Below are 23069 nucleotides of genomic sequence, written 5' to 3'. Positions count from 1 at the left end.
TGGTTTTGTCCAGATGGTTCTATCCAGATGGTTCTTACACCGGATGGTCTTTGTAGACGCTAAAATTGCTGACGCACAGGAGCCGCAAAGGGTTGCGGCTCTACATACACTTATGATAAAAAGCTATCTCACTACCGCCATCCGCGCGTTGAAGCGCAACTGGAGTTACTCCACCATCAATGTGCTGGGTCTGACACTGGGTCTGGCCTGTTGCCTGCTGTTATTCGTGGCCGTTCGCTATGAACTGAGCTTCGACAAGCACAATGCCAACGCCGACCGCATCTTCCGTATGCTCGGCGCGAACAAAACGGAGCCCGACGGCAAGCCGAATACGGGCATCACGTTTCCGGCGCTGGCCGCGCTCCGCAACGATTTTCCGGAGTTGAAACACCAGCTCACGCTAGTTACCCGGATCAAAGCCGCAGTGGTGGCGGTACCGGGCAAGGCGACTACCGAGACAAAGCGATTTCAGGAAACGGATGGCGTGATCGCGTTTGCCGAACCGGAGTACTTTACTCTTTTCGATTACACCTGGAGAAAAGGGAGCCCGCAAACGGCGCTTATCAACCCAAATACGGTGGTTCTTTCGGAGCGAATCGCCCATAAATACTTCGGGGATGCCAACCCAATGGGCAAAACCATTCGGATGGAGAACCGGATGGACTTTGTGGTAACGGGCGTTATTCAGGACCCGCTCCCGACGAGCAGCATGCCGTTCGATGTGTTCCTATCGCACGCGTCCGTGTTGGCCTATGGCAGCACCTCACCCCCCGACGATTGGAAATCGAGCTATGGCGGGGCTCAGATTTACATGATGCTGCCCCCGGCCCAGGCTGGAACAGAAACACCAGCGGCCCGGATGGAACGTCAGTTGGTGGGTTTTGTCAACAAATACCACGATCCAGAGGATGCCAAAACATTAGCGTACGTGTTACAGCCGCTGACGAAAATCCATTTCGCCACCAACATTTCGAATTATGCCCAGCGAAGCATTAGTATCGAAATGATCTGGGCGATGGTACTCATCGGCCTCTTCATTTTGGGAACGGCTTGTATCAACTTCATCAATCTGGCCACGGCGCAGGCCATTCGCCGGTCGCGGGAAGTGGGCGTTCGGAAAGTGCTGGGTAGCACACGGGAGCAACTGGTGCGGCAGTTTCTGGGCGAAACCAGCGTACTGACCGGCGTAGCGGTTGTTCTGGCGTTGCTGGTTGCCCAAGCTTCGTTGCCTTATGTCGGTGAACTCCTTAACATCAAGCCGGGCTCCGTGACCTTATTCAGCCCGGCTGTGCTTGGGTTCTTGCTGGCGTTAGGCGTACTGACGACCGTACTGGCGGGCTTTTATCCGGCGATGGTGCTGTCGGGCTATCAGCCCATTCTGGCCCTCAAAGGCAAAATTCGGGAAACCGGAACGGGTCGGTACCTGACGCTCCGACGGGGACTCATTGTGGGCCAGTTTGCTATTTCCCAGCTATTAATCATCGGCACCATCATCGCCTATAATCAGATGAGCTATTTCCGCTCCGCAGATCTGGGCTACGACAAAGACGCCGTCCTGACGATGCCCTTACCCGACAATGATGCGGGAAAGATCGCCAATTTACGGGCCAAACTTACGGGTTTGCCGGGCATACAGTCGATTAGCTTCGGCATGACCAGCCCTTCCTCGACTAGCAACTGGACTACGGGATTCCGCTTCGGCAACGACGACAAAGACCCCGGCTTCGGCATACTGATGCGCCCCGGCGACACCGCCTATGTGCGTACCTATGGCCTGAAACTCCTGGCCGGACGCATGTACCAACCCGCCGACTCCATCCGCGAACTGGTCATCAACGAGACATTCATGAAACGACTGGGCTTTCAGAAACCCGAACAGGTGATTGGCAAGCTGATGACGGTAGCGGGCGAGAACGTGAAAAAGCCTATTGTGGGTGTGGTGAAGGATTTCAACATGTTTTCGTTGCGGGATCGGGTCGAGCCAAGCGTCCTGACCACCCAGCTTGGCAACTACCGCACCATCGCCCTCAAGCTATCGACCCGGCAGGGCGGTACAGCAGCTATCAGTCAACTCATGAAACAGGTCGAAACCGCCTGGACAGCCACCTTCCCCGAATTTGTTTTCAGCTACGAATTTCTGGACGAAACGCTGGCAAACTTTTACAAAAGCGAAGAACAGGTGTATTCGTTGTTCCAGCTGCTGGCGGGGATTGCCCTGTTTATCGGCTGTTTAGGTCTGTACGGCGTCGTGGCATTCATGGCCGAAACCCGAACCAAAGAAGTAGGTGTACGCAAAGTGCTGGGTGCTTCAACGGCCCACATCTTCGGCCTATTTTCCCTCGATTTCGTCCGGCTCGTGCTGATTGCTCTCGTGATCAGTTCGCCGGTGGCCTGGTACGTCATGGATAAATGGCTGCAAAAATTCACCTATAAAATTGACATCGAATGGTGGATGTTCGCGCTGGCAGGTTTGCTGGCCGTGGGCATCGCGTTATTGACCGTGAGTTTCCAGAGTATCAAAGCAGCTCTGATGAATCCGGTGAAATCGTTGCGGTCGGAATGATCATGCATACGTAGAGACAGGGCATGCCTTGTCTCTACCACGCGTTGACGCCCTGCTCAACACAAATGGTCTGTCCAGGATCGTACAAAAACTGTCCAAAAACGGACAACAGCTACTACCTAAAAGGGCTATTTCTCAACGGAATAGCCCTTTTTTGGCTTTGGCAACTGATTTGTACGATAAAATATAAACTAATCAGATGAGGCAATGCGTCGAACCTATTTAGGCGAGTTTGAAGAAGTGGTACTGCTGATGGTAGCCATTCTGGATGGCGAAGGCTACGGCGTTACGGTCAGTCAGGCATTGGAAGAGCACACGGGCCGGGTGGTTACTTTCGGGACCGTCCACAACACCCTCATCAGGCTGGAAGAGAAAGGCTTTGTGAACTCTGAACTGGGCGGAGCCACCGCCGAACGGGGTGGTCGGCGCAAGCGGCTGTTCCGGGTTACGGCCTTGGGTAGCCGGGCGTTGCAGGAGATTCAGCAGCTTCGGCAGGAGTTGTGGCAGCTGGTTCCACCCCACTCACTCCAACTCGGCGGGGTATGAAATCCAACCCTACCCCACCGCGCTGGGTGCACTGGTTGCTCCGGCAACTGCACCCCGAGAATACCCTCGAAGAAGTGGCCGGCGATCTGGACGAACTCTATGCGCACTGGCATACCCGCGCGGGCAAGACCCAGGCCACGCTCCGGTATGTGCTCAACGTGGTATCGGTACTACCACCTTTTGTGCGACGACGAAAACAAGCGAAACAACAATACGAACACTATTCTCCCCTGCATCCCGCTATGATCCGCAACTATCTCAAAATCGCCTGGCGAAACCTCACCAAGAACAAAATTTATTCCTTCATCAACATTAGCGGACTGGCAACGGGCATGGCCGTAACGATCATGATTGGCCTGTGGGTTTACGACGAACTGTCTTTTGACCGACAAACCAAACACTACGACCGCATTGCCCAGCTTTGGCAGTTTGTGACGTTCGATGTCGAGAAGACATCATACAATTCGTTACCCATCCCGCTAGCCCAGGAACTTCGCAGCAAATACCCCGATTTCGACCTGGTCAGTCTGGCCTCATTCGATCGTACGGCGGTGCTGGCTTCGGGCGAAAACCGATTCACTAAAACGGGCAACTATGTGGAGTCTGATTTCTTACCGATGATGTCGGTGAAGATGCTGGTCGGTACTTACAGGGGCTTAACGGATGTCAACAGCATTTTACTATCGGCATCTACCGCTAAAACCTTATTCGGTACGGCTGATCCACTCAACAAGCTCATCAAACTCGACAACAAGGTAAACGTTCGGGTAACGGGAATCTACGAAGATTTCCCGCAGAACAGCAGCTTTAAAGCCACGCTTTTTCTGGCTCCCTGGCGTCTGTTGATGGCGATTAACGAGAATGCGAAAGGCCAGCAAGATCAATGGGACAGTAATGGGTTCCCGATTTATGTACAACTCAAGAACGGGGTTTCGGCCGATCAGGCTTCGGCCAGAATCAAGGATATTCGGATGAAACGGGAAAATCCACCGCCCTACAAGCCCGAATTTTTTCTGCACCCAATGGCGAAGTGGCATTTGTACTCCGATTTCAAAAACGGGGTCAATACGGGTGGACTCATTCAGTTTGTGTGGCTGTTTGGGATTATTGGGGTGTTCGTCTTGCTGCTGGCCTGCATCAACTTTATGAATCTGAGCACGGCCCGAAGCGAGAAACGCGCCAAAGAAGTGGGTATCCGCAAGGCCGTTGGTTCGCTACGGGGACAGCTCATCAGCCAGTTTTTTGCCGAGTCGCTTTTGGTGACGGGACTAGCGTTTGTACTGGCCCTGGTGCTGGTTCAGCTGTCGCTGCCGCTGTTTAACACCATTGCGGATAAACACGTACAGATTTTATGGTTCAGCCCGATATTCTGGTTGATCGGCCTGGGATTTACGCTGCTCACCGGGCTGATTGCGGCCAGTTATCCGGCGTTGTACCTGTCGTCTTTCCAGCCCATAAAAGTCCTGAAAGGAACCATCAGAATGGGGCGTTTGGCGGCTATTCCCCGTAAAGTGCTGGTCGTTTTTCAGTTTGCCGTGTCCATTACACTCATCATCGGCACCATTATCGTGTTGCGCCAGATTGAGTTTGCCAAAGATCGGCCGGTTGGGTACAGCCGCAACAGACTCATTGAGGTCAGGATAAATACCCCCGAATTAGTTGGCCGATACAATCCGTTGCGAACCGATTTACTAAACACGGGCGCCGTTGCCAACATGTCGGAATCGGATAAGTCGTTAACGGCGGACTACGGCGGCACAACCGATATTTCATGGCCGGGCAAAACGCCCGACATGCACCCCTTGATTATTTCCAATCTGGTTACGCACGATTTTGGCAAAACCATAGACTGGCAACTGACAGCCGGGCGCGATTTCTCAAGGGCGTATACCACCGATTCATCGGCGATGATACTGAACGAATCGGCCCTGAAGTTAATGGGTCTGACCCGGCCACTCGGCACGTTGATCAAGCAAAGCGGCCGCGAATACCGGGTTATTGGCATCGTGAAAGACATTATCAACGGCAACCCGTTTGAAGCGATACAGCCTTCGTTTTTCGTAATAGACTACAGGAATGTGAACATCATCACCCTTAAGCTAGCGCCACAAGTAGCAACCAGTCAGGCCCTTGAGAAAGTGGCGGAGGTGTTCAAGCAATACAACCCGGCGGCTCCGTTCGAGTATACGTTTGTGGATGATGAATACGGCAAAAAATTTGGCAAAGAAACCCGTATCGGCAATCTGGCCATGATCTTTGCGGCCTTCGCTATCTTTATTTCCTGCCTTGGCATTTTCGGTTTGGCTTCCTTTATAGCCGAGCAGCGTACCAAAGAGATCGGTGTCCGCAAAGTGCTGGGAGCCTCGGTGATGAACCTATGGGGACTGCTTTCCAGAGATTTTATCGTGCTGGTCCTGATTTCGATTGGCATTGCTACGCCCATTGCCTGGTACCTTTTGAACAACTGGCTACAGCATTACACCTATCGCACCACCATTGCGTGGTGGGTCTTTGCCCTGACGGGTGCAGGTACGTTATTGCTTACGTTGCTTACGGTCAGTTTCCAGAGTGTAAGAGCCGCGTTGACGGACCCTGTGAAAAGTTTGCGGTCGGAGTAAGGGAGAAAATACGACGGATAACCCTGTCCACGAACGTACAAACCCTGTCCGATTCTGGACAAAGCAAATTCGTCTTTTCTCAAAAATAGCCCATTCCAGACCGGATGGGCTATTTTCATAGTTTGGCAAAGCATTTGACACATTGCGATAGAAGAAACAGGCTTATGTAGCTCCGATGTATAGAACGGCAACCAATTTTCGCAGGCTTCCAAAACTCAACAAAGGCAAATATGCTAACCAGTTACATTAAAATCGCCTGGCGAAATATTATTCGCAACAAGACCTACAGCGCCCTTACCCTATTGGGGCTGGCTAGTGGCATGACCTGTGCTTTACTGCTGGGGCTTTATGTCTATGACGAGCTAACGTTCGACCAATACCACGCCAACGCGGCCAACATTTACCGGTTAAATGTGAATGTCAAATGGGAAGGCAATGACATGAATATGGCCATTGGTTCAGCGCCAATGGGGCCGACGCTTCGGCAGGAATACCCCGAGATCAGGAACGTACTACGGGTCAAAACGGATAATGGATTACTCTTGCGTACAGGCAACAAAGCCCTGTATGCCAATAGCGTCATCTATGCCGATTCAACCCTATTCTCCTTTTTTGACTATTCATTCATCGAGGGTAGTCCACATACCACGACATTGACACCCAATAGTGTCGTGCTAACCCGTAAACTGGCAATGGCTCTTTTTGGTCGAACCACAGGGCTGCTTGGTAAACCGGTCCGCGTAAAAGACGAACAATTCCTAACGGTGGCTGGTGTGCTCGACGACGTACCGGCCAATCATCACCTGAGCTTCGAGGCTATTCTACCCTACAGCAATACGCGGCTCAACAGGATCAACATCGATAAGTGGGATAATTTTGGATCAGCTACTTACGTCCAGCTTCATCCCAACAGCAATGCCCGCCAGTTAGAAGGCAAGATGCCCGCTTTCTACAAAAAGTACATTGCCCGGGCCATCGGTGATGACACGGGTAAAGGGGTTACATTCCTGATGACGTTTCAACCCCTGTCAGCCATGCATTTGCACTCGTCGCACTTAATGGGGGTGGGCGCAGGAAACGGCGGAAACATCGCCTACGTGTATACGTTCTCAGTTATTGGTCTGTTTATTCTGCTGATCGCTATTGTCAATTACGTAAATCTGGCAACGGCCCGGTCGGCGGGGCGAGCCCGGGAAATCGGCATTCGGAAAGCAGTTGGTTCATTACGCTGGCAGTTGATTGGACAGTTTCTCGCCGAATCGACCCTGCTGACGATGCTGGCTCTCCTCGTTAGTCTGCTACTGATGCAGGCAATCCTGCCGTTCTTCAATTCGCTGGCCGCCAAATCGTTGTCTATTGACCTGTGGCAGCCGCAAGTTATTGGTTTGCTCCTTGGTTTCGGTTTGCTGATCGGCCTGATTAGTGGCCTTTACCCCGCCTTTTTCCTAGCTCGATTCAATCCGGTAACGGTGCTGAAAGGAGCCTTTTCTACGAGCAGTAGCGGGCTTTTACTGCGAAAGTCGCTGGTTGTTTTGCAGTTCACGATATCGATCATCATGATCGTGGGTACACTCGTCGTCTATCGGCAGTTGCAGTATATGCGGCATACACAGCTAGGCTTTAATCAGGAACAGGTTATTGCGCTATCGCTCAAATCTCCTGATGTTCAGCGGTCGGTCGGTGTTCTGAAAGAGAAATTGCAACAAAACCCCGCCATTGAACGGGTTAGCCTGACGAATGGGTCGGTTGGTGGCGACATGAATGACAAAACCACCTTTAGTTTTTACACGGCAAGCGGCAAAGAACAGTCCGTCAGTACCGAGTATTTCTCCGTGGATCATGATTTTCTGGCCGTCCTACAGATCCGCCTAAAAGAGGGGCGCAACTTCTCGCCCGATCTGGCGAGCGATTCGATAGGGGCAGTGCTCGTTAATGAAGCCATGCTTGACCGGCTTGGCTGGAAAAATCGGACGGCCGGTTTGGTGGAGTTTAACGAAAAGCGGATACCCATTGCGGGCGTCATCCGCGATTTTCATTTACGTTCTCTGCGGAATAAAATTGAGCCTTTAGTTCTGGTGCTACACGAAGATCGGGGCGACAAACTGCTAATTCGCGTAAAGCCGCAGAACGTAGCGGCCGCACTGGCTTCCGTCGAGACTACTTACAAAACAATAAACCCGAATCAGCCTTTTGACTACACGTTTCTGGACCAGACGTTCGCCGACCAGTACCGCGCCGACGAGCGAAAAGGCAACTTGTTTCTGGCTTTTTCGAGCATGGCCATTTTTATCGCCTGTCTGGGTCTGTTCGGGCTGGCGACGTTCACGGCTGAGCAGCGCACGAAAGAAATTGGCGTCCGGAAAGTACTTGGGGCATCGGTCACGAGTATTGTTGCGCTACTCTCCAAAGACTTTCTAAAGCTGGTGATTATCGCCATTGTCATTGCCTCACCGCTGGCCTGGTATGCTATGGACAGATGGCTACAGGATTTCGCCTACAAGGTCGACATGGCCTGGTGGGTCTTCGCGCTGGCCGGTTTGCTGGCCATCGGCATTGCCTTGCTAACCGTGAGTTTCCAGAGTGTAAAAGCTGCCCTGATGAATCCGGTAAGGTCATTGCGATCAGAATAATGTAGAGACGCGACCCTTCGCGTCTCCTGTGCGTCAGCAATTTTAGCGCCAACAAAACCATCCGGGTGCTGAGACGCGAAGGGTCGCGTCTCTACAAAAGACAAACATATGCTAACCAACTACCTCAAAATCGCTTTTCGTAATCTCTGGAGAAACCGGGGGTATGCGGCTATCAACGTCGTTGGTCTGGGTGTGGCTTTCTGCATCTGCACCTTTCTGTTGCTGACGGCCTACCTGCATCTCACGTTTGACTCCTTCCATCAGGATGGCGACCGGATTTTCCAGTCGTACCTCTTTAGCAACGACCCCGAAAAGCCGACGAAAAGCGGAAACATGCCTTTGCCCCTTGCCCCCGCCCTCCACGCCGATTTCCCCGAACTGGAAGCCACCCGCATTATGACCGGACGGAAAAGTCTGGTCGAAGCCAACGGCAAGTATTTCGACAAGCTGATCAACTTCACGGACCCATCGTTCCTGAACATCTTCTCCTTTCCACTCCTTGCCGGCAATCGGGCAACGGTCCTGCGCGAGTTGAGTAGCATCGTAATTAGCGAGAACATGGCGAAAGACCTGTTTGGCACGACAAACGCTGTGGGAAAGCGCCTGCGAATGGGAAATGACGGCCGTCAGAAAGACTATGTCGTGACGGGCATTGTGGCCGATGTACCCGATAATTCATCCGTTAGATTCGATGCCCTGGCGCGTATTGAAAACGCCCCGAATTATCAGGACAGCAAAGACAAATGGGACGCTAATTCGCATAGTGTATTCGTCAAATTACCGGCACAGGTCGATCAGGCCGCGTTTGAAGATCGGCTGAAACCCTTTGCGCAAAAGTATTACCAAGGCACTATCGAGGAACTCAAAAAGAAAAAGGCCCAACCCGATGCACGCGGTGATCTGTTTGCCATACGATTACAAAAGCTCGCCAACATCCATTTCAACCGGGACTTAAGCGACAGCAAAGGCACGCCCGTAGCGGTGATCTACGTGCTGATGGGCATGGCCTTTTTTATTCTGGCTATTGCCTGTATCAATTTCATCAACCTGAGCATTGCCCGGTCGTTCACCCGGGCGCGGGAAATTGGCGTTCGGAAGTCGCTGGGGGCGTTCAAAAGCAGTTTGTTCGTCCAGATATGGAGCGAATCGGGCTTGATTTGCGTCGTGGGTTTCCTGTTCGGAGCCGTGCTGGCTTACCTGCTTATGCCCGCCTTCAACGCCCAGTTTGGCGCTAAACTCCAACTGGCCTATGCGCTCCAGCCCGGATTTATAGCCATGTGCGGATTCGTTATCGCGCTGGTTACGCTGGTGGCGGGCGGCTATCCGGCCTGGCAAATGGCGAAGTTCAATACAGTCGATGTGCTAAAAGGCAAAGTGACGACCAAACGGCCGGGGGTGTTGCGCAATGCGCTTATCGTTACCCAGTTTACATTGTCCTGTTTGCTGGTTTGCTGTACCGTCATTGCTTTCCAGCAGGTGGGGCATCTGCGCCAGAGCCCGCTTGGTTTCGACAAAGAGCAGGTGATCAGTATTCCGGTGGGTACGCAGGTCGATGGTCGGCAGGTGTTGCAGCGGCTGCGGAATAAACTGGCCAATGACCCAACCGTACTCGCCCTGGCAGGCACCAGTACGAACCTCGGCAAAGGCAAAGACCGCGTTAGTTCGCGATCGACGGTCGGGTACACGAATAAGGGGCGAAAAATCTCCACCGACATTTTGATGATCGACTATGACTACCTCAAAACACTCAAAATAAAGCTGTTGGCCGGGCGTGATTTTAACCGGGCCTACGCCAGCGATTCGGTCAATCGGGTTATCGTTACGCAGAGTATGGCCAAAATGATGGGCGTGGCCAACCCGGTTGGTATGTTACTTGGCGATGACGACGACACGACCGGCACCAAATCCCAGATCATCGGCGTCGTACCCGATTTCCGCTTGTATTCCGTCGCCGACAACGCCAATCCAATCACCATGTACCTGTCGGCTACCGAACCTGTTCACTACGTTTTTGTCCGGGTATCCCCGCAAAGTCTGGGTGGAGCCATGGAGAAACTTCAAAAGGTGTGGACCGAAGTCGCTCCTCAATCGGAGTTCATGGGTTCGTTTCTGGATGAGAATGTGGACGCCTGGTATCAGAACGAGGAGCAGCTTTCGCAGATATTGAGTCTGGCGTCGAGCGTAGCTATTTTGCTGTCGTGTATCGGTTTGTTTGCCATCGCCCTGCTCATGGTCGAACAGCGCACCAAGGAGATCGGCATCCGAAAAGTAATGGGGGCCAGCATTCCCGGCATCGTCCTGATGCTCTCGCGTGGCTTTGTCAAACTGGTGCTGATTGCGCTCTGCATCGCCGTGCCGTTGGCGTGGTTTGGCATGCAAACCTGGCTGAATAATTATTCCTACCGCATCGACATCAGCCCATGGGTCTTCATCGGCGTTGGACTATCGGCCATCTTTATCGCCCTCGCAACGGTGAGTTTTCAAAGCATCAAAGCTGCGCTGATGAACCCGGTGAAGAGTTTGCGATCGGAATAACTCTCGATGGCGCGAGGCCGGGCCACGTTGGCTCTGGCCTAGCGCCATCGAGTATCAGATAAAAGGACTTAAGTCAAGATTTAACACCTCTGAAAATGATGAATTTGTCGCCACATTTCCATCGCCTTTGCCATACCGTACCCATGTTTGGGTTTTGTAATTGAAGACAAAGCCTTCCAGAATCCCATAGTCTTCGTCTTCAATCAATCGAATAACCTTTCTAAGGTCGCTTTTCTCTCCGCTCGTCTGACAAACCTCGATGATGACCCGTGTTTTTTCAGCTTCGTGGTCGTAGAGCAAAATATCAGGAACTGGATTGCCGTAACCTTCGGTAAGCATAGTTTCGGGGAGTGGCTCGTAGGGAATACTGTGCTGTTTATAGTAAAGAATTCCTAATTCAACATGGAGACGAGAAATAATTTGCTGATGGTAAAGTGGGGCATTTACGCCATCGTCATTGAAAAGGGACTTTTGGTGAACCGGAATAGAGTAATTCATTGCCTGCCTGATTTTGTATGCAATTACTAATCAAAGATAACCAAAAAGAATAGACACGCATGCTCCTTAACTACCTCAAAATTGCCTGGCGGAATCTGGTTCGCAACTGGTCGCTCAGCACGATCAATATCGTTGGTCTGAGTGCGGGGCTGGCGGCCGTCATGTTCATTATGCTGTTCGTACAGGACGAGTTTTCGTTCGACCGCTTTCACCAGCAGGGCGACCAACTGTACCGGGTGGTGCTGAACACGACAAACCCGGCCGGGGCTGAAGTCTCGACCGGTGCAACGGGCCTGCCACAAGGGCCAGCGTTCAAAGCCGACCTGCCCGAAGTGGCCGATTTTTGCCGGATGCAGGGGTACGAAATGCTGTTTCGCCACAAAGACGAGGGTATCTATCAGCAGGTCCTGTACGTAGACCCATCGTTTCTTCAATTATTTAGTTTTGAGTTATTGGCGGGCCGGAGTGCCGGACCAGATGCCCGCACGTTGCTGAATGAACCGGGCAATGTGGTGGTTACGGATGAGATCGCCCGCAAGTATTTCGGTACGACCGATGTTCTGAATCGGTTCATGACCATCGACGCGGGTGGCAGTTTCGAAAACTACCGCATCACGGGCGTGGTGAAAGCGCCCCCCATGAATTCGAGTATCCGCTTCGATGTGCTGCGCCCGTTCGTGGCGTCGTTGCCACCAGATCGCAAAGACTGGAACGAGAACGACTGGTCGGATGGCTTCCTGAATACATTCGTGCTGTTGCGCGCCGACCGGAACGGCGTATCGGCCAACCCGGCTACGGTTGACCGTAAAATGGCCGATGTATTTACCCGTCGCGCCAGTGAGCAACTGGCTAAACTCAAAAGCGAATACGGCTCCTTTAGCTCGACCTATCACCTGCAGCCGTTCACCGACATGCACCTCAACGACCGCTACGAGTTGGGTAACGGACTGATGCGAGGCTCCTCATCGGTGTATTCTTATGTATTGAGTGGTATTGCCGGACTGATCCTGCTGCTGGCCTGTATCAACTTCATCAACCTGACGCTGGCCCGGTCCTTACGCCGAACGAAAGAGATCGGCATCCGGAAGGCAACGGGCAGCACCCGCGCTCAACTCGTTGGGCAGTTTGTGGGTGAAACTTTTCTGCTAACGTTGCTGGCGTTCGCACCGGCAATAGCCCTTGTTTACGCGCTGCTACCCCAGTTCTCGACTCTCGCCAACAAGGCTCTGCAACTAGCGTTTCTGCTTAATCCACAAACTCTCGGCCTGTTTGGTGGCCTGGTCATTCTCGTTACGCTGCTGGCGGGTTTCTATCCGGCACTTGTCCTGTCGGGTTTTAACCCAACGCAGGTACTATATGGTCGGGTACAACTGGCCGGGCGCAACAACGTCGGCAAATCATTGCTAATTCTACAGTTCGTGATCGCCATTGTGCTGCTGATCGGAACGGCGGTGTTGCATGGGCAATTCAAGTATATTCAAACCGCCGATGTGGGGTACGAACGCGCCAACCGGGCGAGAATTTACGTTCCGTGGGGACGGGAAAAACAGGGCGAACTCGTGAAGCAAGCCCTGCGGGGTCAACCCGGCGTCGAGGCTGTGGCCCGAAAATCCGGCGGGCATCGCTCCGGCACGTTTTACATTCAGAACAAACCCGTCAAATCGGCCAATGAGTATATTGATGACCAGTACCTATCCTTCGTCAATGTGCCGGTTCTGGCCGGGCGGGGCCTGAGCCACGTCAACCCGACAGACAGCATTTCCAACATTCTGGTCAACGAAACCTTCGTTAAGCAGTTTCTTTCAGCCGACCGGCCCGCCCTTGGGCAAGTGGTACAGCGCGAGGAAAATAACGCCCGGCACAACCTGACGGTGGTGGGTGTGGTGCGGGATTACCAGTATCGCTCCCTCCGCGACAAGCCCGAACCCGTTCTGCTGCAACTGGGCAAACCCGAGCAGATGAACCAGTTGTACGTCAAACTCGACCCGAACCAGACATCGGCGGGGCTGCAAACCGTCGAGGGTACGTTCCGAAAACTGATTCCGTACCAGCCTTTCAGCTATCACTTTATGGAAGACGACCGACTGGAAAGCTACGCCGACGATGCCCGCTGGAAGGAACTCGTTACCGATGCCGCCCTGCTGGCTGTGCTGATTGCGGGACTGGGTTTGTTTGGTCTGGTATCGCTCATGATCGAACAGCGCACCAAAGAAATCGGCATTCGCAAAGTACTGGGTGCCAGCACGCTGGAGGTAGCCCGGTTGCTGTCTCTCAACTTCCTGAAGTTAGTATTGATCGCCTTTCTGATCGCCACGCCCATCGGCTGGTACGCGGCCCGCCACTGGCTCGATACCTTCGTCTATCGCATGGAGTTGACCGGCTGGCTCTTCGGTCTGGTTGGCCTCTCGGTGCTGAGTGTCGCCCTGCTCACGGTGAGTTTCCAGAGTATACGAGCCGCCCTGATGAACCCTGTGAAATCGTTACGGTCGGAATAGGGATACGGGGTGTAGAGACAACGCATGCGTTGTCTCTACGTTGGATTTATCTCATTAACATTGAACCGTTACGCGTAAAAACGTGGCTGGTATGGATGTCGTGGTGGTGTCGGGGCTTTTGTTCTGGCTGTTGAACAAGGCATCTAACGCCTGATCCAGTTCTGCTGCCTTGCCGTTTTTTTCGGCGGCATCAAACGCGTTCATGGTAGGCCCGTAATAATTTTTGAAGGTGTTGAAGAACTCAGAGGGTGAATAAGGCGCGTTGAACGTAAACGTATCGCGGAGGAACGTGATATTTTCTTTGGCGATACCGGCTTGTTTAAACCGGTCGATAACATGGTTTTCCATGCCCCACAGCATAGGGCTCAGGAAACCCTCCGGCGGTGGCGGTGTATAAGCCGAGCTGATCTTTAGTACCTGGGCAACCAACGTGGGATCGCCCGGAATCCAGTTTCCCATCACAACTCGTCCACCCGGACGCGTAACCCGAACCATTTCTTTTGCGACATCAAAGGGCTTTGGCGCGAACATGGCCCCAAAGATGCTCACGACCAGATCAAATGAATGATCGTTCAGATCGGATAAATTGCAGGCGTCACCTTCCTGAAACGTACAGTTTGTCAGCCTTTCTGCATTGGCTCGCCTATTGCCTGCTTCAACCAGATTCCGGGCAATGTCGACGCCCAACACGGTAGCCCCAAGTTTTGCTTCGGGTATGGCCGTGGTACCATCACCGCAACCGAGGTCAAGTACGGTAAGACCCTCGGTAATACCTAGCTGGGCCACCAATGCAGCCCCGCTTTCGCGCATGGTTGCGGCAATTTGAGTGAAGTCTCCTTTCTCCCACAAGGCTTGATTTGGATTCATCATCTTTCTTTTTTTGACTGGTGAAGTAAACTATTACCCGAATGAGTGCGACTTTATGGCGTTCGCTGGCTACGGTTCGGCAACGATGCGGTGTAGTTTAGCAGCAAGTGGCTGTTTTCTAAAGGTACCATAGCTCCAATCCTGATATTACTTAATTTTAGTAACCGGGTAGTAATCAATAAAATATAACCTATCCGCTGGCAGCATCAGGCAGACGGCCGATGTGCTTTCATTAACGGACAGTTCTTGTCCATTTACGGACATAGGTTACTCACGAATGCGGCCTCGTTGACTGAAATCGGTCATTTTACGATGTGGCACAGGAGTTGAACAGCAGTTATCAACCGCCCCGTTTACTTAGCCGTTTACGCACCAACTACCTGCCCTATGTTTCTTAACTACCTGAAAATTGCTCTGCGTACACTCCGGAAAAGCCGGGTCTTCTCGCTCATTAACATGGCCGGGCTGGCGTTGGGTATTGCCACCTTTGCTTTCATTCTGGAATATGTTGCCTACGAGCGGTCGGTAAATACATTCCACAAAAACCTGCCAACCCTCTACCGAATGCTCACGCAAACCAAAGAGGGCGACATCTGGTCGGACATGGCTCCGGCAATAGGCACACTCACCAAAAGGGAATTTCCGGAAGTAACCGAGTTCTGCCGCGAGCGTAAAAGCCGCCCTGATGAACCCGGTAAAATCGTTACGATCGGAATAGAAACGGGCCTGTCCGCTGTCGTACAAAATTTGTCCGATAGCGGACACAGAACATACATAACAACCAATAACAGACTATAAATCAACAAGATATATAGCTGGCATGATCATGGATAATATATAAATGCTTACCTAATCTTCTCTCTATTTTTGCCGATTTTATGAAAACGCTATTTACCCTGTTACTGCTTACGGTTGGTTTCAGCGCGTTCGCACAACGGTCGTCCAGCAAACACGTCACGACCGATGGTCGGCAACTTCGTATCCGCATTGACATAGAGCAGCCTGATCGCTCCATCCATTACCGTCGCTCGTTCGACGTAACGGATATGGACGATAAAGCCGTAAAAGCCCTCGAAAATCACATCATCGACTCCCTCGACCGGGTTTCCTCGGAGGGCTCTCTGGTGGTGGCAACGGAACCCAGGCGTGGTAGCCGGAGCACGAAAAAAGAAGAGAATACAATTATTTACACGTCTGATTCAGACAACCGGGCGGCTCGCATGGAAGCCCACGCATCGTCGAGCTTGTCGCCGAGTGATATAGCACCCTCGTCGGTATTAGTCAAAGAAGACAAGGAAAACGGACGACTCTGGATGCAGTACACGTTTCAGAAAGATGGCGAAGAGTTGGTCATCGAGCGGACGGCCAATGTGGTTGGTAAAACCGAGCGCGAAAAACAGGCCATCATCAAAGACACCGAACGGAGTTTCGGCATTAAAACCGGAAATCAGTAAATGAGGCTGATTACCTGTTCACTCTGGTTTCTTTTCACCGTTTATATCTTCCTCTTTGTACACAGGCCACCTACTGGGTGGCCTGTTTTGTTATAGCGCGATGGCCGGGCCAACTGTAAACTCCCCTGTCCGTTCCTGAACGTCCGCTGTCCGATACCGGACAGCGGACGTTCAAAATTACACGTATACCATTGACGCACAATAACTTACAATACTGGTACAACATTTGGGCTTCTGTAGAGACGCAACACTTTGCGTCTTTTTGCTATTCGATGGAAAAAGACGCAAAGTGTTGCGTCTCTACACAAACGCCCATGCTGCGAAACTACCTCAAAACGGCCCTGCGTACATTATGGAAACACAAGCTGTTTTCCTTCATCAATGTCTTTGGTCTGGCATCGGGTATGCTGGTTTGTCTGCTGGCCATGATCGACATTAAAGGAGCCTTCGACTATGATTCGTTTCATCCCAACCGCGACCGGACGTACCGTATTCTAACGGATGTAACCGATAAAACAAACGATGAGCAGGGATTCGCCACCACGCCCCTACCCCTTGCCCAGGACCTGGCTCGTAACTACCCGTTTGTCGAGACCGTAACGCGGGTTGTTCGAATTTATGGCGAAGTCACCGCCAACCGGAAACAACTGCCGGTAGTGTGTAGCGCCGTAGATTCGGGATTCTTCGACATCTTTGGGTTCAAACTGGCAGCCGGTCAGGCGGCCATTGCCCCCAAAACGGTTGTCCTGACGCAACAGACCGCTGAACGCTTTTTCGGCACCGCTAACCCGGTTGGCAAAGTCATGGACCATTCCGAATTCGGTCCCCTGACGATTTCGGGTGTTTTCACTAAACATCCGGCCCGAACGCATCTTAATTTCGATATGGTGGTATCTACGACAACCTTATCGACTCCCGCCTGGCAACGGGCACTCACCGACTGGAAGCAGTACGCCCAGGGGTATACGTATATCCGACTCAAGGCGGGTATACCCATAGAAACGCTGGAGGCTTCATTACCCGGACTAGCCAGTCGGGTAACAAAGGGCATCCGGTTTGCCGCCGAGAAGGGCTACACCTTCCGAAGCCAGGCGCTGACCAAACTGTCGCCCTCGCGTGAAGACCTGATGCATTCCACGTATGAACCCACCATCGGAAAACTGGAAGCCGAACTGGGCGTCGGCCTGCTGACGCTACTCCTGGCCGCTTTCAATTACATCAACCTCACGCTGGCCCGGTCGTTGAGCCGCGCCCGCGAAGTGGGCATCCGGAAAGTTGCGGGGGCATTGCGCTGGCAATTGATGGGACAATTCATGGCCGAATCCGTCATTCTGTCGGTGCTGGGGCTTGGGCTGGCGTACGGAATGCTGCAACTGGTAAAACCCATGCCCTTTGTGCAGCAATGGCTTATTGGTGATGTTCAATGGGAAAATAACGGCACGTTATGGATGGTTTTTGTGGCGTTCAGCGTCGTAACGGGCTTACTGGCGGGACTACTTCCGGCCCGCGTCCTGTCGGGCTTTCAACCGGCACAGGTACTTCGGAGCCAGACGGGACTAAACGTATTTAGGGGAATAACCCTGCGTAAATCACTGATCGTGGCCCAGTTTTCCATTTCCCTGCTGGCCATGATCTCCCTGCTGGCCATGGCCCGGCAGCAACACTTTATGGCCACGACCGATTACGGATTTAAGCGGGACGGTTTGCTGACCATTCCCCTGAACGGCTTCCCTCCGGCCCGGCTTTCGGCCGACATTAGCCAACTGGCGGGTGTAGAGCGCGTATCGGCAACGGTAGCCCTGTTTGGTGATCATGGCGGTAACGGGCAGATGGTCTATCGGCAGAAAGCCGGGGGCGACTCCTCAGCCACGGATGTTTTCGCGGCCGATGCCAATCTGATTGCAACAACGGGGTTAACGCTGCTGGCGGGTCAGAACCTGCCGGTATCCGTGTCGGATTCGGCCTCGCGGCTGGTGTTGATCAATGAAGAAGCGGTGCGGGCCTTCAAACTGGGCGAACCAAAAGCGGCCGTTGGACAAACGCTCTGGCTCAACGATAGCACGGATGTTCAGGTGGCCGGTGTTGTGAAAGACTTTCAGTCTACTACGCTGGTCTGGAAAATTCATCCGCTCATTCTCCGCTATCAACCCAACGACTTCCGGTACCTGACGGTGAAAGTTACGGGTGGAAACCCCGAGGCCGTCAAAGCCGACATTGCCCGCATCTGGAAACGACTCAATCCCTACGAACCCTTCGCCGGGCAGTGGTACGACGACTTTCTGTATAATCGGCACAGCCATACCGACGATCTGAATTTCATGGGCCTACTCCTTGGCCTGGCCGTGTCGATTGCCTGCCTGGGCCTATTGGGTATGGTTACTTACACCACCGCCCTGCGCATCAAAGAGGTGGGCGTCCGTAAAGTGATGGGTGCTAACGTGGGCCAGGTTGTGTGGCTGCTGTCGTGGGATTTTATGCGGTTGCTGCTCATTGCCGGAGCCATCGCTCTCCCGCTGGGGTATCTGGCGAGTAGCTTTTTCCTGATGACGTTTGCGCATCACATCACCGTCGGCATTGGCCTGTTAAGTGGTTGCTTTGGAACGATGCTCCTGCTGGGTGGCCTCACCATTGGCTGGCGAACGTACCGTACGGCGCTGACAAACCCGGTGACTAGTCTTCGAAATGAATAAAGTCCATTAAATCCTTCCCCTAAAACTATGTCGTACATCGCTATACCCATCTCTTCGCTGCCCGGTAAGCAGGACATCGAAATCGACGTAACCATCAACGGGCAAAAGCAGGCTCTGCACTATCGGGTCGAGTTATTTTACTGGGGCGACTGCCGCGTACCCACCTTCGACCGGGTCGAGTGCATCCGGCAGCTCCTGGCCGAGTACGACCAGGACTGGACACTCTACTACATCGGCTCCCCCACCGACGAATTTGTGCCCATCACCTTTGTTAGAAAAGAAGACCTGGTCAAACAACGGACGTTATTGAGATCGTCGCGAAACTGATTTTTCAACCCCTGATTAAAGCGTGATACACAGACGTACGTATCACGCTTTATTTGGCCTTTCATATATAAGAAAATTATATATATTTGTTTCTATATGCTCGCGCCAGCTATAGATACCTGCGCCAATCTAAGCCCAATGCTCAATCAACTCTCAATCCTCATGCTTCGCAACTACCTCAAAATCTCCCTGCGCAACCTCTGGCGAAACCGGAAGGTGAGCACAATTAGTATCGTCGGTCTTTCCATAGGGCTGGCCTGCGGCCTTGTACTGTTTCTGCTGGTCAGCTACATGTTCAGCTTCGACCGGTACCACGCCAAAGCTGACCGAACGTTTTGGGTAGTTACCGACATTCGGCAGGAAAACATTGTCCCAACAGATGCCACGCCCCGACCAATGGGTGATGTGCTGCGGCAGGAACTCCCCTTTGTGGAAACGGCGGCCCGGCTCGAAAACGTCTCCCGGCGCATAATGGCTGTGCCCGATGGTAAAGGCGGTTTTTTGACCAAGTTTGACGAATCACGCAACCTGTGTTTCACTGAACCACAGTACTTCGACATTTTTGATACGAAATGGATAAGCGGCAATCCGAAAACCGCGTTGGCCGCACCAAACACGGTTGTCCTCTCTGAACGGTATGCTCAGAAATACTTTGGTGCGGCCAATCCGATGGGAAAGGTACTACGCTTCGATAACCAGACGAACCTGACCGTTACGGGCCTTATTAAAAACCTGCCGTCCAATACCAAGCTTCGGTACGACGCTTTTATTTCCTACGCGACCCTGCCCACGCTCATGGGCGAAGGGAGCAAACAGGCCATGCAGGACTGGACTCACGTGTTTACCGTTTGCTTCGTTACCCTCCGCGAAGGCACGCCCGTAGCACGACTGCTCGATGCATTTCCAATTCTTCGGAAGAAATACCTGACCACGCCCGAAGCGAAGAAACTGGACTTTCATGCCATCCCTCTCCCGGATCTGGATCATATGCCCCAATACGGCGGCCGGACACCGAAGTTGATTTTGTACGCCCTCGTTATTGTCGGGCTGTTTCTGGTGCTGGCGGCCTGTATCAATTTTATCAATATTGCCACCGCCCACGCCCTCAAACGGGCCAAAGAAGTGGGGGTCCGCAAAGCGGTGGGCAGTTCCCGCTGGCAACTCATCGGGCAGTTCATGGTCGAGACAACGCTGGTGACGCTGGCGGCTGTTGCACTGGCAATACCACTGGCTTACTTCTGCCTGCCTATGCTCAACAGCGCCCTGTCTATCATGAACACCGACATTTCCATCGGGAGGTTGTTTCAGCCCGATTCGCTCCGCTGGTTTGTCGCTCTGATTGTCGGCGTTATTCTGCTGGCGGGTCTGTACCCGTCGCTGGTGCTGGCTCGCTTTAATCCGGTGGCGGCTTTACGCGGCCGACTTACGACGCAGCAGGTTGGCGGGGTGTTCGTTCGGCGGGGGCTGATCGTCACGCAGTTTTTCATCACGCAACTGTTCATCATTGGCGTACTAGTTATGCTGGCGCAGGTGCGGCACATGCAAAAAGCCGATTTGGGTTTTCGGAAAGAAGCAATTTTGATGGTGCCCGTGCCCGCTGGCAATGTACTAAAGCAGGATGTGGTTCGTGCCCGGATGGGACAGATAGCGGGCGTCGAAGCCGTGTCGCTGGGTGCTGACCCGCCCGCAGCTTACCGGCGACTGCCCGTGCCGTTCACGTATGACACCCATACGCAGCCCGAGAAATTCCCCATGGTGGTTAAAGTTGGCGATAAGAACTACGTATCGGTTTACGGCATCAAACTGGTAGCCGGGCGCAACTTCCGCAACAACGATACAACGAACAACGAAGCGCTCGTGAACGAAACGATGGTGCGGGAATTAGGTCTGCGCTCACCTGGTAACGTAATCGGTAAACGCATCAATCTATGGGGTGGCGACAAAACCATTGTTGGCGTCGTACGTGATTTTCACCTGAGCGGACTACCCCAGCACATTCCACCCGCCACCCTGCTGAACTACTACCGCGAGAATCAACTGGCTTCCCTCAAACTCGACCCGGCATCCATTCCGGCAACGCTGAAGGCCGTTGAACAAACCTGGAATGAGCTATATCCGGAGCATGTGTTCAAAGCCGATTTTGTGGACGACCTGCTGAGCAATTTTTACATGACGGAGCAAATCCTGCTGGGGCTGGCGGAAGTATTCTCGCTCATTGCTGTATTGATCGGTTGCCTGGGTCTGTACGGTCTGGTGGCGTTCATGGCCGAAGCGAAGACGAAAGAAATTGGCGTTCGGAAAGTGCTGGGTGCTACAGCCGCTCAACTGTTGTGGTTATTTGGCCGTGAGTTCAGCCGACTCCTTCTGATCGGCTTTGCGCTGGCGGCTCCGCTGGGCTGGTTTCTGATGAACGGCTGGTTGCAGGGGTATGCCTACCGCATCAATTTCAGCGGATGGATACTGGCCGGAACGCTCCTTGTAGCTAGTTTGATCACAGCCCTGACAGTTGGGTACGAGTCGCTGAAAGCCGCCCGCATGAACCCGGCAAAAAGCCTTCAAAATGAGTGATTGACCATACATCATTTTCCTGGTTATCAGATCGGAATTGATGACTAAACTAGTCATGTTTACCAGAAGATGGCGCAGCAATGAAGGCGATCGGACTACTCAACGGAATCATATCCTGGCTTGTGGCAAGCCAGGCACTGGCCCAGCAGGGCCTGAAAGGAGATTATTATGAAGGGACGAATTTCGAGCGGAAAGTTTTCACCCGGATCGACCCGCAACTTAACTTCAACTGGCGGGGCCGAAGCCCTGGTCCGGGTATGCCCGAATCCTACTATTCTATCCGCTGGACGGGTAAACTACTGGCACCGGCATCGGGCGAATACCGGTTTTACGCTAAGGTAGATGACGGGATTCGGGTGTGGGTGGGCAACAAGAAAGTGATGGATTCCTGGCAGCTCAACGACTCGGAAAGTTTTGGCGGCCGTGTGATCCTGGAAGCCGGGAAATACTATGATCTGCGGGTCGATTTTTTCAACGATATGCTGGAGGGCGAAATTCAACTCTTCTGGCAACGGCCCGATGCTCAACATACACTCAACCCATTCTCGGAATCCGGCACGTTGATCACAGGACAGCATTTTTTTCAAAAAGCCGTCCCCAATCGGGTAACGCTGGCCAAAACACCCGAGAAGCCGGCGCCAACGCCCCCGGTCATCGCGTCGACTGCGCCCAAAACCATTCCCCCGAAAGAGGCCAAAGTTGTAGTGAGGAAACCGGTCATCAAGCCACCAGCACCCCAAAAGGCGGTTGTTCTTCCTACAATTGCATTGGATACACCGCAGGTCGCAGCAACCAGCCCCCCTGTTAACAAACCTGACTTTAACGCGGGTACAACGTTCACTTTACACCATGTACAGTTCGAGCAGAGCAGCTACATCTTAGTACCCGAATCGTCGGCCGAGCTGGACAAACTGGTGCGAGCGATGAAGGAAAATCCGGCTCGGGCTATTGAAGTTTCCGGTCATACCGACAACGTTGGCGACCCGCGCCTGAACCTGGCCCTGTCCGAAAACCGCGCGAAAGTGGTGGCGAGTTACCTGAAACGCCGGGGTATTGCCGAAGACCGCATCACCACCACCGGCTACGGCGGCACCCGCCCCATCGGTGATAATACCACCGAAGGCGAACGAGCGAAAAACCGGCGCGTCGAAATTACAATTCGGTAAAATTTACATCAGGTCAAACGCCATATCTTAAGGAGGGTTTGCAGCCAGCACGGCTACCATCAATCCTACGCAGGGGGGCACCTACACGGTCGTCGTCGCCAACACCAGTGGC

The 23069-nt window shown here is 52.9% G+C and carries 14 protein-coding genes; 12 read left to right on the top strand and 2 right to left on the bottom strand.

All coding sequences use genetic code 11. From position 1 onward, the window contains the following. Positions 1 to 112: 112 nt before the first annotated feature. The 5 genes from CRO74_RS13425 (at position 113) to CRO74_RS13405 (ending at position 10892) form a co-directional block, all read left to right on the top strand. Entirely contained in the window at positions 113 to 2563 is a 2451-nt protein-coding gene (locus CRO74_RS13425; protein WP_097126561.1) for an ABC transporter permease, read from the top strand. A 207-nt stretch (positions 2564 to 2770) separates the two neighbouring features. After that, positions 2771 to 3109, top strand: coding sequence for a PadR family transcriptional regulator (locus tag CRO74_RS13420; RefSeq protein WP_097126560.1), 339 nt, complete (start codon positions 2771 to 2773; stop codon positions 3107 to 3109). Further along, complete coding sequence (locus tag CRO74_RS13415; RefSeq protein ID WP_218840216.1) at positions 3106 to 5727, top strand: ABC transporter permease; 2622 nt, start codon at positions 3106 to 3108, stop codon at positions 5725 to 5727. Before CRO74_RS13420 ends, CRO74_RS13415 begins: the two co-directional genes overlap by 4 nt. A 230-nt stretch (positions 5728 to 5957) precedes the next feature. Continuing rightward, positions 5958 to 8357 carry an ABC transporter permease gene (locus tag CRO74_RS13410; RefSeq protein WP_097126559.1) on the top strand — a complete coding sequence of 800 codons (2400 nt, stop codon included), beginning with the start codon at positions 5958 to 5960 and terminating at the stop codon, positions 8355 to 8357. 108 nt (positions 8358 to 8465) lie between these two features. Next, entirely contained in the window at positions 8466 to 10892 is a 2427-nt protein-coding gene (locus CRO74_RS13405) for an ABC transporter permease (protein ID WP_097126558.1), read from the top strand. Between the two features lie 54 nt (positions 10893 to 10946). On the opposite strand, the gene CRO74_RS13400 is transcribed toward CRO74_RS13405, so the two are convergent. Beyond that, positions 10947 to 11390: a hypothetical protein gene (locus tag CRO74_RS13400; RefSeq protein WP_097126557.1), complete on the bottom strand. Its 444-nt coding sequence runs from the start codon at positions 11388 to 11390 to the stop codon at positions 10947 to 10949. Positions 11391 to 11449: 59 nt separating this feature from the next. Here CRO74_RS13400 and CRO74_RS13395 point away from each other — a divergent pair, with 59 nt between their 5' ends. Continuing rightward, entirely contained in the window at positions 11450 to 13885 is a 2436-nt protein-coding gene (locus CRO74_RS13395; protein WP_097126556.1) for an ABC transporter permease, read from the top strand. Positions 13886 to 13939: 54 nt separating this feature from the next. Here the strand turns inward: CRO74_RS13395 and CRO74_RS13390 are convergent, their stop codons facing one another. Then, complete coding sequence (locus tag CRO74_RS13390; protein WP_097127098.1) at positions 13940 to 14752, bottom strand: class I SAM-dependent methyltransferase; 813 nt, start codon at positions 14750 to 14752, stop codon at positions 13940 to 13942. Positions 14753 to 15139: 387 nt separating this feature from the next. Here CRO74_RS13390 and CRO74_RS13385 point away from each other — a divergent pair, with 387 nt between their 5' ends. From CRO74_RS13385 to CRO74_RS13360, 6 genes are all read left to right on the top strand, one after another. Then, positions 15140 to 15550: an ABC transporter permease gene (locus tag CRO74_RS13385; RefSeq protein ID WP_179830193.1), complete on the top strand. Its 411-nt coding sequence runs from the start codon at positions 15140 to 15142 to the stop codon at positions 15548 to 15550. An 80-nt stretch (positions 15551 to 15630) separates the two neighbouring features. Beyond that, on the top strand, positions 15631 to 16206 hold the full coding sequence (locus CRO74_RS13380; protein ID WP_097126555.1) for a hypothetical protein: 576 nt from the start codon (positions 15631 to 15633) through the stop codon (positions 16204 to 16206). A gap of 314 nt (positions 16207 to 16520) precedes the next feature. Continuing rightward, the gene (locus CRO74_RS13375; protein WP_097126554.1) at positions 16521 to 18896 is read left to right on the top strand and encodes an ABC transporter permease; all 2376 of its coding nucleotides are present in this window, start codon (positions 16521 to 16523) and stop codon (positions 18894 to 18896) included. Between the two features lie 27 nt (positions 18897 to 18923). Continuing rightward, a complete protein-coding gene (locus CRO74_RS13370) occupies positions 18924 to 19223 on the top strand; it encodes a hypothetical protein (protein ID WP_097126553.1) in 300 nt (99 codons plus the stop codon). Positions 19224 to 19385: 162 nt separating this feature from the next. Beyond that, on the top strand, positions 19386 to 21791 hold the full coding sequence (locus CRO74_RS13365; protein WP_097126552.1) for an ABC transporter permease: 2406 nt from the start codon (positions 19386 to 19388) through the stop codon (positions 21789 to 21791). A gap of 80 nt (positions 21792 to 21871) precedes the next feature. Beyond that, on the top strand, positions 21872 to 22957 hold the full coding sequence (locus tag CRO74_RS13360; RefSeq protein ID WP_097126551.1) for an OmpA family protein: 1086 nt from the start codon (positions 21872 to 21874) through the stop codon (positions 22955 to 22957). Positions 22958 to 23069: the final 112 nt, after the last annotated feature.

This window comes from Spirosoma fluviale (assembly GCF_900230225.1).
Taxonomy (GTDB): Bacteria; Bacteroidota; Bacteroidia; order Cytophagales; family Spirosomataceae; genus Spirosoma; species Spirosoma fluviale.
This window is presented reverse-complemented; position numbering and strand designations above follow the sequence as displayed.

Bases quoted from the DNA above. Each gene is read 5' to 3' on its own strand.
- CRO74_RS13425 (WP_097126561.1), top strand. From the start codon at position 113: ATGATAAAAAGCTATCTCACTACCGCCATCCGCGCGTTGAAGCGCAAC.
- CRO74_RS13420 (WP_097126560.1), top strand. From the start codon at position 2,771: ATGCGTCGAACCTATTTAGGCGAGTTTGAAGAAGTGGTACTGCTGATG.
- CRO74_RS13415 (WP_218840216.1), top strand. From the start codon at position 3,106: ATGAAATCCAACCCTACCCCACCGCGCTGGGTGCACTGGTTGCTCCGG.
- CRO74_RS13410 (WP_097126559.1), top strand. From the start codon at position 5,958: ATGCTAACCAGTTACATTAAAATCGCCTGGCGAAATATTATTCGCAAC.
- CRO74_RS13405 (WP_097126558.1), top strand. From the start codon at position 8,466: ATGCTAACCAACTACCTCAAAATCGCTTTTCGTAATCTCTGGAGAAAC.
- CRO74_RS13400 (WP_097126557.1), bottom strand. From the start codon at position 11,390: ATGAATTACTCTATTCCGGTTCACCAAAAGTCCCTTTTCAATGACGAT.
- CRO74_RS13395 (WP_097126556.1), top strand. From the start codon at position 11,450: ATGCTCCTTAACTACCTCAAAATTGCCTGGCGGAATCTGGTTCGCAAC.
- CRO74_RS13390 (WP_097127098.1), bottom strand. From the start codon at position 14,752: ATGAATCCAAATCAAGCCTTGTGGGAGAAAGGAGACTTCACTCAAATT.
- CRO74_RS13385 (WP_179830193.1), top strand. From the start codon at position 15,140: ATGTTTCTTAACTACCTGAAAATTGCTCTGCGTACACTCCGGAAAAGC.
- CRO74_RS13380 (WP_097126555.1), top strand. From the start codon at position 15,631: ATGAAAACGCTATTTACCCTGTTACTGCTTACGGTTGGTTTCAGCGCG.
- CRO74_RS13375 (WP_097126554.1), top strand. From the start codon at position 16,521: ATGCTGCGAAACTACCTCAAAACGGCCCTGCGTACATTATGGAAACAC.
- CRO74_RS13370 (WP_097126553.1), top strand. From the start codon at position 18,924: ATGTCGTACATCGCTATACCCATCTCTTCGCTGCCCGGTAAGCAGGAC.
- CRO74_RS13365 (WP_097126552.1), top strand. From the start codon at position 19,386: ATGCTTCGCAACTACCTCAAAATCTCCCTGCGCAACCTCTGGCGAAAC.
- CRO74_RS13360 (WP_097126551.1), top strand. From the start codon at position 21,872: ATGAAGGCGATCGGACTACTCAACGGAATCATATCCTGGCTTGTGGCA.